This window comes from Chryseobacterium sp. FG46 (assembly GCF_057809135.1).
Map to the genome: position 1 here is coordinate 85,542 of NZ_JBMDJJ010000017.1, position 17,340 is coordinate 102,881.

Annotated in this window: 16 protein-coding genes and 1 pseudogene; 14 read left to right on the forward strand and 3 right to left on the reverse strand. The window is 36.1% G+C overall.

Features of this window, described 5'->3' with window-relative positions:
- Positions 1 to 187: 187 nt before the first annotated feature.
- The 4 genes from ACODR7_RS13975 to ypfJ all read left to right on the forward strand — a co-directional run bounded on the left by ACODR7_RS13975 (position 188) and on the right by ypfJ (position 4,592).
- On the forward strand, positions 188 to 895 hold the full coding sequence (locus tag ACODR7_RS13975; protein WP_488839917.1) for a YfgM family protein: 708 nt from the start codon (positions 188 to 190) through the stop codon (positions 893 to 895).
- 3 nt (positions 896 to 898) lie between these two features.
- Positions 899 to 1,417, forward strand: coding sequence for a 6,7-dimethyl-8-ribityllumazine synthase (ribH, locus tag ACODR7_RS13980; protein ID WP_488839918.1), 519 nt, complete (start codon positions 899 to 901; stop codon positions 1,415 to 1,417).
- Between the two features lie 167 nt (positions 1,418 to 1,584).
- Positions 1,585 to 3,663, forward strand: a complete 2,079-nt coding sequence (locus ACODR7_RS13985) for an LTA synthase family protein (RefSeq protein WP_488839938.1) — start codon at positions 1,585 to 1,587, stop codon at positions 3,661 to 3,663.
- Positions 3,664 to 3,728: 65 nt separating this feature from the next.
- Positions 3,729 to 4,592, forward strand: a complete 864-nt coding sequence (gene ypfJ, locus ACODR7_RS13990; RefSeq protein WP_488839920.1) for a KPN_02809 family neutral zinc metallopeptidase — start codon at positions 3,729 to 3,731, stop codon at positions 4,590 to 4,592.
- 63 nt (positions 4,593 to 4,655) lie between these two features.
- On the opposite strand, the gene ACODR7_RS13995 is transcribed toward ypfJ, so the two are convergent.
- Complete coding sequence (locus ACODR7_RS13995; protein ID WP_488839921.1) at positions 4,656 to 5,507, reverse strand: GLPGLI family protein; 852 nt, start codon at positions 5,505 to 5,507, stop codon at positions 4,656 to 4,658.
- Between the two features lie 262 nt (positions 5,508 to 5,769).
- On the opposite strand from ACODR7_RS13995, the gene ACODR7_RS14000 reads away from it, so the two are divergent.
- From ACODR7_RS14000 to sufD, 5 genes are all read left to right on the forward strand, one after another.
- A complete protein-coding gene (locus ACODR7_RS14000; protein WP_076596478.1) occupies positions 5,770 to 6,099 on the forward strand; it encodes a HesB/IscA family protein in 330 nt (109 codons plus the stop codon).
- A gap of 83 nt (positions 6,100 to 6,182) precedes the next feature.
- Positions 6,183 to 7,631, forward strand: a complete 1,449-nt coding sequence (gene sufB / locus ACODR7_RS14005) for a Fe-S cluster assembly protein SufB (RefSeq protein WP_076596479.1) — start codon at positions 6,183 to 6,185, stop codon at positions 7,629 to 7,631.
- 17 nt (positions 7,632 to 7,648) lie between these two features.
- Positions 7,649 to 8,059, forward strand: a complete 411-nt coding sequence (uraH, locus tag ACODR7_RS14010; RefSeq protein WP_076596517.1) for a hydroxyisourate hydrolase — start codon at positions 7,649 to 7,651, stop codon at positions 8,057 to 8,059.
- Positions 8,060 to 8,089: 30 nt separating this feature from the next.
- Entirely contained in the window at positions 8,090 to 8,833 is a 744-nt protein-coding gene (gene sufC / locus ACODR7_RS14015; RefSeq protein ID WP_034691829.1) for a Fe-S cluster assembly ATPase SufC, read from the forward strand.
- Between the two features lie 164 nt (positions 8,834 to 8,997).
- The gene (sufD, locus tag ACODR7_RS14020) at positions 8,998 to 10,305 is read left to right on the forward strand and encodes a Fe-S cluster assembly protein SufD (protein ID WP_076596518.1); all 1,308 of its coding nucleotides are present in this window, start codon (positions 8,998 to 9,000) and stop codon (positions 10,303 to 10,305) included.
- A gap of 75 nt (positions 10,306 to 10,380) precedes the next feature.
- Here the strand turns inward: sufD and ACODR7_RS14025 are convergent, their stop codons facing one another.
- Both ACODR7_RS14025 and ACODR7_RS14030 read right to left on the reverse strand, forming a co-directional pair.
- Positions 10,381 to 11,304: a DUF3078 domain-containing protein gene (locus ACODR7_RS14025; protein WP_488839925.1), complete on the reverse strand. Its 924-nt coding sequence runs from the start codon at positions 11,302 to 11,304 to the stop codon at positions 10,381 to 10,383.
- A 229-nt stretch (positions 11,305 to 11,533) separates the two neighbouring features.
- Positions 11,534 to 12,460, reverse strand: a complete 927-nt coding sequence (locus ACODR7_RS14030) for a DUF3078 domain-containing protein (protein ID WP_488839927.1) — start codon at positions 12,458 to 12,460, stop codon at positions 11,534 to 11,536.
- 250 nt (positions 12,461 to 12,710) lie between these two features.
- Here ACODR7_RS14030 and ACODR7_RS14035 point away from each other — a divergent pair, with 250 nt between their 5' ends.
- The 5 genes and pseudogenes from ACODR7_RS14035 to ACODR7_RS14055 all read left to right on the forward strand — a co-directional run.
- Positions 12,711 to 13,478 carry a rhomboid family intramembrane serine protease gene (locus tag ACODR7_RS14035; RefSeq protein WP_488839929.1) on the forward strand — a complete coding sequence of 256 codons (768 nt, stop codon included), beginning with the start codon at positions 12,711 to 12,713 and terminating at the stop codon, positions 13,476 to 13,478.
- Positions 13,479 to 14,050: 572 nt separating this feature from the next.
- Positions 14,051 to 15,928, forward strand: a complete 1,878-nt coding sequence (locus ACODR7_RS14040) for a leucine-rich repeat domain-containing protein (RefSeq protein WP_488839931.1) — start codon at positions 14,051 to 14,053, stop codon at positions 15,926 to 15,928.
- 228 nt (positions 15,929 to 16,156) lie between these two features.
- Positions 16,157 to 16,246 (forward strand): annotated as a pseudogene (locus ACODR7_RS14045) (IS5/IS1182 family transposase); the annotation flags it as partial.
- Between the two features lie 138 nt (positions 16,247 to 16,384).
- Positions 16,385 to 16,609, forward strand: coding sequence for a hypothetical protein (locus ACODR7_RS14050; protein WP_488839933.1), 225 nt, complete (start codon positions 16,385 to 16,387; stop codon positions 16,607 to 16,609).
- A 250-nt stretch (positions 16,610 to 16,859) separates the two neighbouring features.
- A partial coding sequence (locus ACODR7_RS14055) for a leucine-rich repeat domain-containing protein (RefSeq protein WP_488839935.1) occupies positions 16,860 to 17,340 on the forward strand: 481 nt, incomplete at its 3' end.

The following is a 17,340-nucleotide window of genomic DNA, read 5'->3' on the forward strand; positions in this document are numbered from 1 at the left end:
TCCGCTCAGCATGACAATCGCTACTAAGGTTGTACATTAGTACTATTAGAAGTGTCACGCTGAGCGGAGTCGAAGCGTTTTTTATAAGAATTTACATTATTTGTTTAAATAAAATCAACAATATAAACAAAGTATTTTGTAAATCTCTCAGAAACAATTAAATTTGCATTTCAATTTTTAAAAACTTATGGCAAAATTGGGAAAGAGTGCTCAGCATGAGCAAGAAGGTAAAGAAACGGTTGAGTTCTTTAAAGACCTTGACAGAGAAGCTTTAAACACTGAAAGATTTGTTGAAAAATATTCAAAACCACTGGGTTTTATATTCGGAGCATTGATTTTGGGAGTTTTAGGATTCTTTGCTTATAAACAATTTGTGATTGCTCCAAAGAACACTGAAGCTGTAAAGAGTTTCCTTGCTGCTCAAAAAAATCTTACAGAAGGTAAAGATAAAGATGCTTTAGGTGGAAAATCTGCTGCTAATCCTGGCTTTATAGGAACAGCCAACGAGTATTCTTCTACTGAAATTGGTAAACTTTCTGCTTACAATGCCGGTTTATTAAAATTCAAAGAAGGAAAATTTCAGGAAGCATATGATCTTTTGGATAAATTTTCTTCCAAAAACAAGACTCTGATGGCAATGAAATATGGAGCTATGGCTGACGCAAAATCAGGTCTTAACAAAAACGACGAAGCTCTATCTTTATTAGACCAGGCCGCATCAGCATCTGATGATCCTTATACAACTTATTATTTTACAAGAAAAGCAGGTATTCTTGCTTTAGGATTAAAGAAAAATGCAGAAGCTAAAAAATACTTCTCTGCAATTGATGAGAAATATCAGGACTACGACAACGGAATGTCTGATTCTTATATCGAAATGACTAAATATTATTAAAAAATGGCAACAGTTAATCTTTCCGATTACAAGCCACTTCATATAACGAATGCCGAAGATTTTTCTATCGGCATTGTTTTTTCTGAGTGGAATGATTTTGTAACGTACAATCTTCGTGATGCAGCTTTGGAAATCCTTGAAAAAGAAGGTGTAAAAACAGAAAACATCAAGCTTTTTCCTGTACCAGGAGCTTTTGAATTAAGCTATGCAAGCATGCAGCTTTGCAAAGAGAGAAAATATGATGCAGTAATCTCTATCGGATGTGTAATCCGTGGGGAAACACCACACTTCGACTATGTATGTTCTGCAGTAGCACAGGGAATCAAAGACTGTAACATCATGACTGATACTCCCACAATCTTCTGTGTATTAACAGATGATACCAAAGAACAATCTATCGCAAGAAGCGGCGGTGACCTTGGAAACAAAGGGGTAGAAGCAGCCGTTACAGCGCTAAGAATGATTGATTTCAAAAAAAAATTATCTGATAAAAAAGGAAATATCGGTTTTGGACACTCTTAACTGCTTATCCACTTTGACAATATAATGGACTATTTTTTAATAGTCCTTTTTTATTAGTATATAAATAATTCTTAAATCTTACTAATAACAAGGATGTTTTTCTTTTTTTCAGTCAAAAGTTCTCTACAAAAACTATCTTTGTGAAAATTAATAAAGACGGTCAAGACATGTTTTTAAAGAAAGTAAAGCCCTTCCTGTATTTAGGAATTTTTTATCTTATTATTTCTTTGATAATAAGAGCAATATTCTTTTTTCATCCAATTACTACCGCTAGTTTCGGATTTTTCGAAGTTGTAAAAGTTTTGCTGATAGGTCTGGTGAATGACGTTTTCGTCTTCATATTGGCCAGCTCTATTCTTGCCCTTTACTTCCTCTTTCTTTCAGATTCAAAATATAAAAAGCCTTACGGTTATACTATTCTGGGAGCGCTGGTTCTATTCTTCCTTTATATCTGGCTTGTTCCGAATAACATTTTCAAGCAGTATGGAGGTTCTGTTATGGAGATCGCTCTTGTTTTTGTAGGAATAAAGACGCTTTTCTTCGGATTGATGCTGTTTCTTCCTACACAAAGAATTAAAATCCGTAATACCTTATATTTCATCACATTACTGTTATATGTTCTGCTGATCATTTTCAACGGAGTAAGTGAATATTTCTTCTATAATGAATTTGGAGTACGTTATAATTTTATTGCAGTAGATTATCTTATTTATACGAATGAGGTGATTGGGAATATCATGGAAAGTTATCCGGTTATTCCGCTGTTTTCAGCCATCATGATCGTTACCCTTGCCATCACCTGGTTTATTTATAAGAAAACAAAAAATGAACTGCTGGAACTTCCTGATTTTAAACAAAAAATGGTGCTGTTGGGCAGTTATATGGTGCTTTCTGCGTTGAGTGCACTGGCAATACCTTCTTTGATGCAAATCAGATCCGAAAATGTTTTTGCAGACGAAATTGAAGCCAACGGACTTCCCAGGTTCTACTGGGCATTTACCCATAATGAGCTGGATTATTTCCAGTTTTATTCACAGATTAACCAACAGCAGGCTGAAAAGAATTTCTTAAGCCAATATCCTCTACAGACTTTATCAAGGACTGTTGTTGCTGCACAGCCTGAAGTAAAGAAAAACGTAGTATTGATCTCCATTGAAAGTCTTTCTGCAGATTTCATGGAACACTATGGTAATACCCAAAAAATTACTCCTTTTCTGGATAGCCTTGCTGATAAATCACTGATGTTTACCAATCTTTATGCAACCGGAAACAGAACTGTACGCGGACTGGAAGCTTTGACATTATGTATTCCTCCCACAGCAGGAGAAAGTATCATCAAAAGAGATGACAATAAGAATAAGTTCACAACCGGAAGTGTTTTCAAGTCTAAAGGATATGATGTCAAATTTTTATATGGTGGATACAGCTATTTCGATAATATGCAGGACTTCTTCGGAGGAAACGGGTATGGTATTGTAGACAGAAATAATTTTAAACCTGAAGAAATCACTTTTGCCAACGTTTGGGGTGTTGCTGATGAAGATATGGCCAGAAAAGCTATTCAGGTGATGAATGCTGAAGCCAAGTCAGGAAAACCGTTTTTCAATCACTGGATGACGGTTTCCAATCACAGACCGTTTACTTATCCTGACGGAAGAATTGATATTCCGGGAACGGCAAAATCCCGTGAAGGCGGTGTAAAATATACAGATTACTCACTTAAACTGTTCTTCGATATGGCCAGGAAACAAGACTGGTATAAAAATACAGTTTTTGTGATCATTGCAGATCACTGTGCATCCAGTGCGGGAAAAACGGAACTTCCTATGGATAAATACAGAATTCCTGCCATGGTATTTTCTGAAGGATTTATTCAGCCTCAGAAATTTGATGCGCTGATGTCTCAGATAGATGTGATGCCGACCGTTTTGGGCTTATTAAACTTCAGCTATCAGTCTAAATTCCTGGGCCAGGATGTGTTCAAACCGGAATTCCAGCCTAAAGCTTATGTGGCAACCTATCAGGACCTTGGATTTATCAAAGGGGAACGTTTGACCATTATTTCGCCGGTAAAAAAGGTAAAACAATATTCTTTGGAACTGGAAAAAAGTGATCTGAAACCGGAATTTAAACTGTATTACAACGAGAAATTATTAAAAAATCCAGATCAGAAACTGGTGGATGATGCTGTATCAGCGTATCAGTCTACCTCTTACTGGCTAAAGACGAAACAACTCAACAGATAAATATCTAGATATTTTCGCTTATAATCTGGCGTAAAATATTTAAATTAACCCATAAATTTATTAGTATGAAATGGACAGACGACAGAGGCGGAAACGTTGATGACCGCCGTGGTTCAGGAGGCGGAGGTGGCGGTATGATTGTAGGTGGTGGCCTCGGAACTTTAATTATAGCAGCCATTGTGTTCTTTTTGGGAGGTGACCCATCCGGTATTTTGAATTCCGGCAGCATGCAGCCTTCAGGAAATTCCGGAGAACAAAGAGAACTTACAGCCAGCGAAAAACAGATAGGGGAAATGGTTGACATGATGTCCGGATGGAATACCTTAACCTGGAACCAGATATTTAAAGAAAATGGGATGACTTTTTCTGAACCCGGAATTGTTCTTTTTGAAAATACAACCTCTTCAGCATGTGGTACTGCCCAATCTGCTATGGGACCTTTCTATTGCCCTGCTGATCAGAAAGTGTATATGGATATGAGCTTTTTTGGTGAGCTTCAGCAAAAATTCGGAGCTAAAGTAACGGAATTTACCGTAGCGTATGTTCTTGCTCATGAAGTAGGACACCATGTTCAAACTCTTTTGGGAACTACTCAGAAGGTGGATGCCTTAAGAAGAAGCGGAAGATACTCTGAAGAACAGATGAACAGAGTATCCGTTGCTACAGAATTACAGGCTGATTTCTATGCCGGAGTATGGGCAAGAAGGACCAACGACAGCAAACACATTCTTGAACCGGGAGACATTGAGTCTGCCATAGATGCCGCAGAAGCAGTTGGCGATGATAATATTCAGAAAAGAGCACAGGGATATGTAAATCAGGAAAGTTTTACCCATGGATCATCTGCACAGCGTAAAGAATGGTTTATGAAAGGCTATAACACCGGTGATATCAGACAGGGTGATACTTTCAACCAATTATTGAAATAATTTTATCAGATTTATTGATTATATAAAAACAAAAAATGCGGTCTCAGTGTGAAACCGCATTTTTTATTGCAATTCGATTGGATTTGAATTTTTCTTGGCTTCTTCTTTTACCCTTTCTTCCATTCTTTTTCTCATATCAGCAGGATTTTGGTTTCCACCGCCGAGGCCTCTTCCACCTCCACCTACTCTCATCGGAGCGCTGATACCTCCTGTACCCTGACTCATGAATGACATAGGGTCAGCCTTGAACTTTTGCTGCTGCTTTAAATAATCTGTTCTTTTTACTTTCAGAGTATTTCCAAACTGATTCAAAACAGGAAATTCTGCAATTTTATAATTTTTCATTAAATCAAAAGAATAATCTCCTTGATCATCTTCTACTTTTACAATCAGCCCTGGAAGTCCTCCGAACTTATAAGGTCCGTCCTGGTAAGGAAGATCTGTTGTAAACCATGCCGTCCATTTTCTTCCTCCAAAATCAGTTTGAGCTTTCTGAACCTTGTATTCACCAATTTTTCTCGTTTCTGATTCAATTTTCCAGTTCAAAGGTCTGTCTTCTTCGTAGGAGTAATTATCCCGTCCGATTCTGTCTTTAAAATAGGTCTTTTGATTTGTTTTATCTTTTTCAATGGAATAGCTGATATTCGTTCTCAGTCCTTCCATCTGATCTCTGTTGATAGTTGCTCTTCCGCCTCCACCCTGAAATGCTTTTTGCATAATAGAATCTCTTTTGATTCTGTTTTCAGAATAAAACACAGATTTTTCGGAAGAAATATCCAGATAAGCATTTTCAGTCTTGATATCTGTTTTATTTTCTGCGTCAGGCTTCATAGTCACCTGATACACAAACCTGTTTGTCTGTGCAGAAACATTCTGTATGAAGAGGGCCAATGCGATAATGCCTAATTTTTTCATTTATATTTTTTATTTTTTTGAATTTAAAAAGAGAACTGTATAAAATGATGGTTTCTATTTTTTTATAGATCGAAAATACGATTCAAGGTTAAATCCGTAATGAAATCTTCACATTGAATGGCAAAATTTATCATTTTTTAACATAATTTATCCTCTCAGAAATTGCTATTAATATCAGAATCATTAAAATAGATATCTTCGATTTGAGATTGCGGAAATTAGTTTGTATTTTTGCATCATTAAATCATTCTAAATAAATACAATGATAAAAGTATCAGACTATGCAAAGGAGAAAGCCATCCAGTTAATGACGGAAGATGGTTTTAACCCTGCTGAAGATTATATAAGAGTAGGGGTGAAAAGCGGCGGATGCTCTGGTTTAGAGTATGTTTTAAAGTTTGATAACCAAAAAACAGAAACAGATCAGATTTTTGAAGATAATAACATTAAAATTATTATAGATAAAAAATCCATCCTTTATTTAGCAGGAACAACTCTTGAGTATTCAGGAGGATTGAACGGAAAAGGGTTTGTTTTTAACAACCCGAATGCATCCAGAACATGTGGATGTGGGGAATCATTTAGTCTTTAGAGAAAAGACATTAGATCCTGGATTTCAGACCTCAGAGCTATTCTGAATTCTGAAATCTAACATCTGAAATCTAAAAAAAAGTAATGAGTAAATATACAGAAGACGATTTAAGAGTCGATCTAGAAAATAAAAAATACGAATTCGGTTGGGAAACGAAGATTGATTATGAAGATTTCCCGATTGGTTTAAATGAAGACATCATCCGTGCGATCTCTGCTAAAAAAGAAGAGCCGGAATGGATGACTGAATGGCGATTGGAATCTTTCAAAATATGGCAGAAGATGGTAGAGCCTGAATGGGCAAACATCAAGTATGAAAAACCAGATTTCCAAGCAATCCGCTACTACGCTGCTCCTAAAGTAAAGCCTGAGCTGGCAAGTCTTGACGAAGTAGATCCTGAGTTGTTGAAGACATTCGCAAAGCTAGGGATTAATATCGAAGAGCAAAAAAGACTTTCCGGAGTTGCTGTAGACATCGTAATGGACTCTATTTCTGTGAAAACTACTTTTCAGGACACATTGGCAGAAAAAGGAATTATTTTCTGTTCAATCTCTGAGGCTATTAAAAACCACCCTGATTTAGTAAGAAAATATCTTGGAAAAGTAGTTCCAAGAGGAGATAACTTTTATGCAGCATTGAATTCCGCAGTATTTTCTGACGGAAGTTTCTGCTATATTCCTAAAGGGGTAAAATGCCCAATGGAACTTTCCACTTATTTCCGTATTAACCAGGCAGGAACAGGACAGTTTGAAAGAACTCTTCTTGTAGCTGATGAAGGAAGTTATGTTTCTTATCTTGAAGGATGTACGGCACCATCAAGAGATGAAAACCAGCTTCACGCAGCTGTTGTAGAGCTTATTGCTTTAGACAATGCTGAGATCAAATATTCAACGGTACAGAACTGGTATCCTGGTAATGAAGAAGGAAAAGGCGGGGTATTCAACTTTGTAACGAAAAGAGGACTTTGCGAAAGAAATGCAAAAATCTCATGGACACAGGTAGAAACAGGTTCTGCAGTAACATGGAAATATCCGTCTTGTATCCTTAAAGGAGATAATTCTATCGGAGAATTCTACTCTATTGCGGTAACCAACAACCACCAGTATGCAGATACAGGAACAAAAATGATCCACATTGGTAAAAACACCAAATCTACGATTATTTCAAAAGGTATTTCTGCCGGGAAATCTCAAAACTCCTACAGAGGACAGGTGAAAGTAATGCCTTCTGCAAAAGGAGCAAGAAACTTCTCACAATGCGACTCTCTGTTGATGGGTAATGAATGTGGTGCTCATACTTTCCCTTATATTGAAATCAAAGATCCCACGGCACAGTTGGAACACGAGGCAACGACTTCAAAAATCGGGGAAGATCAGATTTTCTACTGTAACCAGAGAGGTATTGATACTGAAAGAGCAATTGCTCTGATAGTAAATGGCTTCAGTAAAGAAGTTTTAAATAAACTTCCGATGGAGTTCGCTATTGAGGCACAGAAATTATTGGAAATTTCACTGGAAGGTTCAGTGGGATAATAGAAAAATTGATTTTTATGAAGAGGTTTTTATTAGCATTTTTTGGATTTATTTCCTTAAGTTTTTCTGCTCAGGAAAATAAAGGGTTTCAGTTATCAAGTCATATTCTTGATATTTCGCAGGGAAAACCTGCCGGAAGTGTGGTCATAGAACTGGAGAAATATAATGAAACAAACAGACAGTGGGTTTCTATAGGTAAAAAGCAAACTGATAATAATGGCAGGGTTTCAGATTTTTTACCATATCAAAAAGCTGGTAACAACGGAAAATACAAACTTGTATTCTTCATAGAAGATTATTATAAACATAAAAATATAGAAAGCTTCTATCCGTCTATTGAGGTAATATTCCAGATAAAAGATAACGAGCATTATCATGTTCCAATCACATTATCACCATTTGGATATTCCACATACAGGGGAAGCTAATACAATTATAAAAAGCAAAAGTTAGCAAGAATGTTACAAATTAAAGACCTTCACGCCAAAATTGAAGATGGCGCAGAAATATTAAAAGGGATTAATCTTGAAATAAAGCCGGGCGAAGTTCACGCAATCATGGGACCCAACGGGGCTGGTAAATCTACCCTTTCCTCTGTAATCGCTGGAAAAGAAGATTATGAGGTAACTGGTGGAGAGATTCTTTTCGAAGGACAAGACATCAGTGAAGAAGCTCCTGAAGATAGAGCTCACAAAGGAATTTTCCTTTCTTTCCAGTATCCAGTGGAAATTCCGGGAGTTTCTGTAACGAACTTTATCAAAGCTGCTTTGAACGAGACAAGAAAAGCAAACGGACTGGAAGAAATGCCGGCAAAAGAAATGCTTGCGCTAATCCGTGAAAAATCTGAAAAATTAGGAATCAAAAAAGATTTCCTTTCAAGATCATTGAACGAGGGATTCTCCGGAGGTGAAAAGAAAAGAAATGAAATTTTCCAGATGATGATGCTTAATCCTAAACTGGCTATTCTTGATGAAACTGATTCAGGATTGGATATTGACGCTTTAAGAATCGTAGCAGATGGAGTAAATCACTTTAAAAATGAAGGAAATGCAGTTCTTTTGATTACGCACTATCAGAGATTGCTAAACTATATTCAGCCTGATTTTGTTCACGTTTTAGCAGATGGTAAAATCATCAAAACAGGTGACAAGTCTTTAGCATTAGAACTTGAAGAAAAAGGTTACGACTGGCTTCTTAACTAAGAAGAATATATATTATTTCAGAGATTAACCTTTCCTGTAATCATTCATACAATGTGTCAGAAAAGAATCTCTACTATTAAAAATTGGTTTTCCTATTCCTCGGAATAACAATATTTTAGTTAATAAAAAAAGAAAAAATGGTGCAAACCACAGATATACCAGTAATGGCATTAAAAGAACAAATTATAGAGAACCACAATGAATTTTTGGAGAGTCTTCGTCACAGATTTCTGGATGATGAAAGAAAAATGGCACTTCAGAGATTTGCAAACCTTGGTTTTCCGACAAAAAAAGACGAAGAATATAAATATACCAATCTAAAGGAAATCACGGAAAAAAGCTACAACTTCTTCCCGAAAGAGAACCACAATATCACTAAAGAGCAGTTTGATGAACTGCACCTTGGAGAAGAAAATTTTGATTGGATTGTTTTTGTAAACGGCAAGCTTCACAAAGAGCTTTCAAAAGTTTCTATTGAAAATGCAGAGTTCCTTTCATTCAATTATGCATTGAATGATGAGAAGCATAAAGAGGTTTTTGAACAATATTTCAATACTATTGCTTCCAAAGAACAGGCATTTACGAACTTAAATCTTGCCTACTGCAAATACGGATTCTTCCTTAAAGTTCCTAAAAATGTAGTGATTGAAAAGCCAATCCACGTTTTTTATATTTCTCAGAACCAGGAGGAAAATACATTCTACAATACCAGAAACCTTCTGATCGTAGAGGAAGGAGCTAAAGTAGAGGTCATTGAAAGCCACCACAATTTTGACAGCACTTATGTATTAACCAACTCTGTAACAGAGATCTTCACATATCCGAACGCAAAAGCAGACTGGCACAAACTTCAAAATGACAACAATACAACTTACCTGATTGACAATACGTTCGCAAGACAGGAAAAAGACAGTTTAACCACTGTAAATACATTCTCTTTCGGAGGTAAACTGGTAAGAAACAACCTTGATTTTATTCATAATGGATCTAATATCAATTCATTCATGAACGGAATCACCATTATCGGAAAAGATCAGCTGGTAGACCACCATACGGCAGTTCACCATAACTTCCCGAATTGTGAAAGCTACCAGAATTACAAAGGAATCTTTGATGGGAATGCTCACGGAGTTTTCAACGGAAAAGTTTTTGTAGACAAAATTGCTCAGAAAACAAATGCTTACCAACAGAATAACAACGTATTGCTAAGCGAAGGGGCAAGTATTGATACAAAACCTCAGCTAGAGATCTTTGCTGATGATGTAAAATGTTCTCACGGCTGTACGGTAGGTCAATTGAATGAAGATGCTTTATTCTATCTGAGAGCAAGAGGAATCTCTAAAAAAGAAGCACAGGCATTACTTTTATATGCTTTCGCTAATGATGCAATGCAAAACATTGATATAGAACCTCTAAAAGATAAAATTTCAAAACTTTTAGCTGAGAAATTAGGAGTTGATATAGAATTTTAAAACTTATATATATATTGATACACAAAAGCACTTCATTTTGAAGTGCTTTTTTAATGTATTTCAGATTTTTCTATCTTATTTTTTCAACCAGCTTTGGTTATCTTTATTTTCTGAACGCTTCTTACCGTTATCAAAATTGTAGGCCAAACCTACTCCTAATGTCTGTTTCAACTGTGTTTTCCATATCTGGTTATGATCGTACAAAAGGTCAAGGGTAACGTTGGTAGAAATATATTTATTGATTTTCATACTTAAAACTCCACTATATCCAAGAACAAGCCTGTCCGGATGATCAAGATAGTTGGAGAATACAGAAGCCGTATTCAGCAAGGTGATGTTCTCCATAATCTTCAGCTTATACATGGCTGTTCCCAGAAAACCGAATTGGAAAAGAGAAGAATCTCCATCATTTTTAAGACCATAAGTTCCTGCTTTCTGAAGATCTTCGTCTAAAACAAAAGTCCATCTGGCATTCGCCGGGCGTAAAGTCACTGTAAAGTTGTCATTGGGACGATAAGTAACCCCAGCTCCTACGCTCAGATATCCGGGAGCCATAAAATTGGAAATCTTTTTAGCATCAGGATTATTTCCATCTTCATATCCCGGTGCAAACTGAGTCTGAAGCCCAGCACCAGCTGAGAGATACCAATGCTTGGCAAATTCTCTACCATAGTTTGTAGAAAGATTAATAACATCCTGAGTCTTTCTTACTCCAGTTCCCTGCGTGTTATTTTGTCCGTAACCCAGGATAATTATATTTTCCCAAAGATCTTTCCCTTTTTCATAGGTGAGGTTATAATTAACACCGGCAAGCCAGCCCACATTGTTGGCTCCCCCGCCTACCCAGTTTGAAAAGGCAGCCTGATTGAGCATTAAGGTATTTTGCCCGTGAATAGACCAGGCTTTAACGGTATCTGATGCCGGAGCATCTGTTTTAGTCTCCTGGGCAAGCGCTAAAGCACCAAGAGAGATAGAACTGATTAATAAAAGTTTTTTCATAAATGACGATTTATTACAAATGTATAAATAATAATCTATGCCATTATAAAATTCACTTTAAAATGAATTTAACATAATTTATTTCACAGCAATAACAAATTGAAAATAAGACAATTAAATACAAATATTTTATCCCGTAAACTTAAAGCAACTTAAAATTACAGTATTGTAAAAACAAAAAACACCTCATTTCTGAAGTGCTTTTCCTGTTTATGTATTTTATTCTATATTATTTTTTGATCCACCACTGGCTGTCTTTACGGTCGGAGCGTTTCACCCCATTATCCAGCGTATAAGCGAAACCGATTCCAAGAGTTTGTTTTAACTGTGTTTTTTCTATCTGATTATGATCGTAGAGCAAATCTACCGTCACATTGGATGAGATATATTTGTTTACTTTCAGGTTCAGTAAAGCTCCATAAGCAAGAACCAATCTGTCCGGACGGTCGAGGTAATTCGAGAAAACAGAAGCTGTATTGGTTAAGTAAATATCTTCCATTATTTTCATTTTATATATTGCCGTTCCCAGGAAACCGAATTGCAATAAGGAGGTATCACCGTCATTTTTTAACCCATAGCTTCCAGCCGTCTGAAGATCTTTATCCAATACAAAAGTCCACCTGGCGTTGATAGGACGTAAAGTGACAGTCAGATCATCATTCGGTCTGTATGTGATACCCATACCGACATTCAGATAACCTGGCGCCATAAAATTTGATATTTTCTTCGCCTCAGGATTATTTCCATCTTCATACCCTGCTGCAAACTGTGACTGTAAACCAGCTCCTGAAGAGAAATACCAGCTTTTTGAAAACTTCCTCCCATAATTGGTAGAAACATTGATCACATCCTGGGTTTTTCTTATTCCTAACCCTTTTGTGTCATTCTGCCCATAACCCAGTATAACAATATTCTCCCAAAGATCTTTGTCTTTTTCATAGGTTATATTGTAATTGACACCGGCAAGCCATCCTACGTTGTTGGCACCACCTCCTACCCAGTTTGAAAAGGCAGCCTGGTTAATCATTAATGTATTTTTTCCCATTACTGACCAGTATTTTACAGTGTCTACAACTACGGAATCTTTTTTCAATTCTTCTTGTGCACTTGCATTTATTCCTATAAAACAGGAAAGAATCAATAAAAACTTCTTCATTACTCTAAATAATTTTCAATGCAAAAATATTAATATAATTTTTTTAAAGGTAAATCTGGCTCTAAAAGAATCTGATTTCAATAAAGTTTAATCACCTCATAACAAGATATTTCTATAAAATCAATGCCAAAATAATAAGTTCAACAGTTAAATTTAATACCTTTTGTCTTAAAATCAGGTCAGTAGAAACTTATTCATCGCCAAATTTTCCGAAATTTATCATTGGCTTTTGATTTGACGTAAAATCCACATGTTCAAAAATGTAATTTCCAAAAGAGCGGTTATATACCCATTGCTAATGCTTTCAGCGATGTGGTTCGGGTATTTTTTACAAATGCAGGGCTTTTTTCAAAGCTGTTTTGGAGCCATTATTCCTCTCTTGCCCGAGGGATTATTTGGTATAGTTACATCTCCCCTCTTACATGGAAACATCGATCATATTATAGGAAACTCTATCCCGATAGCGGCACTTATGTTTTTATTATATCAGTTTTACCCTTTGGTAGCCAATAAAGTTTTTATTATCGGCTGGCTGGCAACGGGGCTTTTGGTATGGCTGCTTCCTCCTATTGACATTCTCACTGGCGAATATATGTACACTTGTACCATCGGAGCCAGCGGTGTGGTATATGTTCTTGCTTTTTTCCTTTTCTTCAGCGGTGTATTCAAATGGAATACAAAACTTCTTACTATTTCAATGCTTGTAGTGCTTTATTATGGCAGTTTGGTTTGGGGAATGCTTCCGGAAGAACTGTTTTATAATATGCAGGAACCGAGTAAAATTTCATGGCAGGCCCATCTTTCCGGAGCTGCAGTAGGCAGTATTATTGCGTTTGCTTTTAAAAATGTAGGAGAAAAGAAGAAAAAATTTATCTGGGAGTTTCCGAATTATTATAGCGAAAAGGATGATAAATTGTGGCAGGAATATAAGGAAAATCACCCTGAGGATTTTATGGAACTTCCCTATAAGAAAAAAGATGATATCTGGGATCATCTGGAGGAATTGAGAAAAAGATAAAAGGTCATCCATTTAATATAAAAAACCGTCTAACACTTTAGATGGTTTTTTTATATATCTCATTAGCTGATCTTTAATGTAGGATCAAAAATTCAGAACCTGTTATTTTCACTTTCAGTCAGAAACATTGTTCTTCTTCAGATAATAACTTTCTTAAAACCATCATCTCCAATTATTCTTCGCGCAAACGATTCCTCACACTATCTGAAAGGACTTACTTACTGATGTAAATTGAAATTCAGCCCAGACATGTAGCTTTTGATTTACATGGGAAAAATTTTAAATCTACATAGTAATGAATTTATATCTACAAATAATATTCTAGATTTTGTTTCAATTATATGAAATTTGTTTCACTAACCAAACACCTATAAACCGCATAAAGTCAATACATTAAGTAATATCCGAACCATCAGAAAACTATTGAATTTACTGCACATTCTGGAACAGAATCAGATTGTAGAACACAATTCAAAGAACATTGGGATTTACAGATGTACTTATTCTAAATGCCATAGCAAAGCCATTAGTAGAGGAATATAATAATTGTTAAACATTCAAAGAAAAAAAATATGGTTACTGATAAACAATTAAAAAAAATTAACGAAAGAATAATAAAGGCTCAGGCTAAAACATCACGGGAAAGAAGCTTAGACTTGTCCGGTTTATCTATAGATTCAGAGACTTTAGAGAAAGTGATGCCTGAAATATTGAAGATCCCTAATCTTACGAAACTTGATGTAAGTAAAAACGATCTTACAAGCTTACCCGGCAGTATAGGTGAACTATCAAGCCTTACCCAATTGATTGTCAAAAACAATAGTATTATACGCGTTCCTAATACATTAGCTAATTTGGGAAATCTTGAAAAATTAGATTTTGCAAGAAACCCTCTTCTACCTAAATCAGAGGAACTTGTGAATCATATTAGACAAACAATACCAGGCATAGCTAATAGATATAAAAATGCACTAAGCAAATTGTATCCGAATGATAAAGAGCGGGCAAAGATCTCAAAACAGATAGAGGCTTCTGATTTAGATCCTTCACCTATTGCCAATGAAATTAAATTAAATGGTAATTTTATTCAGAATACAGTGATCAAATCTTCCAAAAATGCCATAAAACTATTTTTGAGTAAGGTGCCTGTTCATAATGAGGATGTACTGAATTTATATGGTCCTACTGTTAAAATGCTGCTATCTCAACTTCGTGATCCAACTATTTCCATTGAAGACAGAAATACGATACAGTTAGGAATCACGAGTTCCCTGGGAAACTGTGATACTCCGGTTAAAGAGCATTTGATGAGAGTGAAGATTGCAGAGCTATTAAAATCAGGAGAAAAATTATCTGATGAAAATTATCTGATGATAGAAAGGCTGGCCCTTATTGAGGAAACAGGTAAGCTGAAAAATCTATTATCAAAAGAAAAAATAGAAGCAGTAAATAGTCTGGTTAGTTTAGTGTATTCTGAAAAACATATACGTCCTCTAGCTGAAAAATTAAATATTCAACTACCGTTTATTACAGGGAAAAATAATGGTATTAATGATAAACAGAGAGATCTACCTCTTATATCGGGAAATTCAGGATATGGTTTGACCTTACTAAAACCTGAAGTAATTAATGAATTTTTTGCTTTGGTTGGTGCAAAAAAAGCGGGTCCATTTTGTGTACTGAATGAGGAAAAACTAAAGGAACTGACAGACAATTATCTATCCAGCATGGGATTACAGAATGATTCTGTTGTAGTAGAACGGGAGAAGCATATCCAGAAATATCCGGAAGATATGCAGACGTTTATTATGGAAAACTCCGATATATCGGATACCCTCTTTTCTGCTGATTTGGATGAGGCAGGAGAACTGATGAACTTCCCCGCCCATCAGGAAGTACTTAGGGGCTTGCTAAAAAATGAGAATAAGGAAGAATCCATAAAGCAGAAATACAAAGAATATCTATCGGAACAACAAAGTAAAATTCAGGATTTTGTGAGCCAAAAGCTAACTCCCCAAAATACGCAGGCAGAGCTACAGAAAGAAGAACAGCCACCTCTACCACCTCGCTCTCAGGCTCGACCTCAAACACGGAGAGGAGAACCTCGCCCCCTACCGCCACCGCCTCTACCACCTCGACATCCGACCCGTCCTCAAACAGAGACACAGAGAGGAGAACTGCGTCCGCTACCGCCGCCTCTACCACCTCGGCATCCGACTCGTACTCAAACAGGGGAACGCAGAACTCAAGCACAGATGCAGGGAGAGTCAAGAGAGAGTACCATCAGGGATAATAGGTATCGTCAGATGGCATCTGTACAAATTCAACCTCAAACAGAAATGCAGAGAGGAGAATCACGTACTTTATCAACCTCTGCCCGACATGATCGAACAGAGACACAAAGAGAAGAATCCCGCTCTTTACAAGGCTCCTCCAGACATCGACGTTAAAGAAATACATAACCACCAAAATTAATTTGATAGTAGATGTAGATAAAAAAGAAGTTGTTTAAACTTATTTAGGGAAAAAAGTTCCGAGAAAATTAGCAATTTTGGATTGCAATTAAAAAGACTAATAATCTGGAACTCATCAGCAAAGATAAAATAGAGAAATGGATTTTACCTCATTTAAGCAAAGGAAAGAGAGGATTTTCTACGAAGTTTGACCTGGTAAAAATAATTAAGACCATTATAAAACGGCTGAAAACCGGTTGCCAGTGGCGTGAAATTTCGTTAAAGGACTATTTTGGGGAAGAAAAAATAAGCTGGCAAAATGTGTATTATTTTTTTAATAAATGGAGCAAGGACGGCAGCTTCAGAAATATTTGGGTTCACCTTTTGAATCGTAACAAAAGGTTATTGGATCTGTCGTGTGTTCAATTGGATGGAAGTCAAACCCGATGCAGAATGGGCGGCGAATCAACCGCATATCAGAGCAGGAAGTCTGCGAAAACAAGCAATATGATTTTTCTGTGCGACAATCATGGTCAAATGCTTTCGATGGGAAATCCCAGAAGCGGAAATCATCACGATTTATATGAAATAGAAGATGTTCTGGGCGAGATCATTGAAGTTTTATCAGAAGCGGAAATCTCCCATACAGGTCTTTTTTTGAATGCAGATTTAAAATAGAGCAGGCAAATGCATGGTTAGACGGCTTCAAAGCTTTACTTATAAGATTTGAAACATTGGATATTACTTGGAAGAGCCTGCACTTTTTGGCGTTTTCATTTAGACTGATCAAAAAATTAAAAGTTTAAACAACTTCTATGTAAACAATCTCAATTTACAACTACATTAATTGTTATTGTTACTTCAATGATATACCTATATTTAGCTTGTTCTTTAACGATATGTCCTAAACATTAAAAAAATAAAATATATGATTAGTAAAGAAAAATTAAGAAGAATTAACGAAAAAATATCAAAGGCCCAGAATGATGGAAGATCCGGAGAAACAGCTTTACATTTATATTCATCAGATATAGACACAGAGGTGTTAAAGGAAATAATGCCTCAAATACTAAAGATCAATAATCTTATCACATTAGATCTATCACACAACCCTTCAATTACTCAATTACCTGAATCTATAGGGCAGCTATCTAACCTTACTAAGCTTGAGGTATCATACAACGCTTCAATTACTCAATTACCCGAATCTATTGGGCAGCTATCTAATCTCAATGAGCTTAATATCACACACACTACAATTACTCAATTACCTGAATCTATTGGGCAGCTATCTAATCTTAATGAGCTTAATATATCAAACTCTTCAATTACTCAATTACCCGAATCTATTGGGCAGCTATCTCATCTTACTAAGCTTGATATATCAGACACTTCAATTACTCAATTAC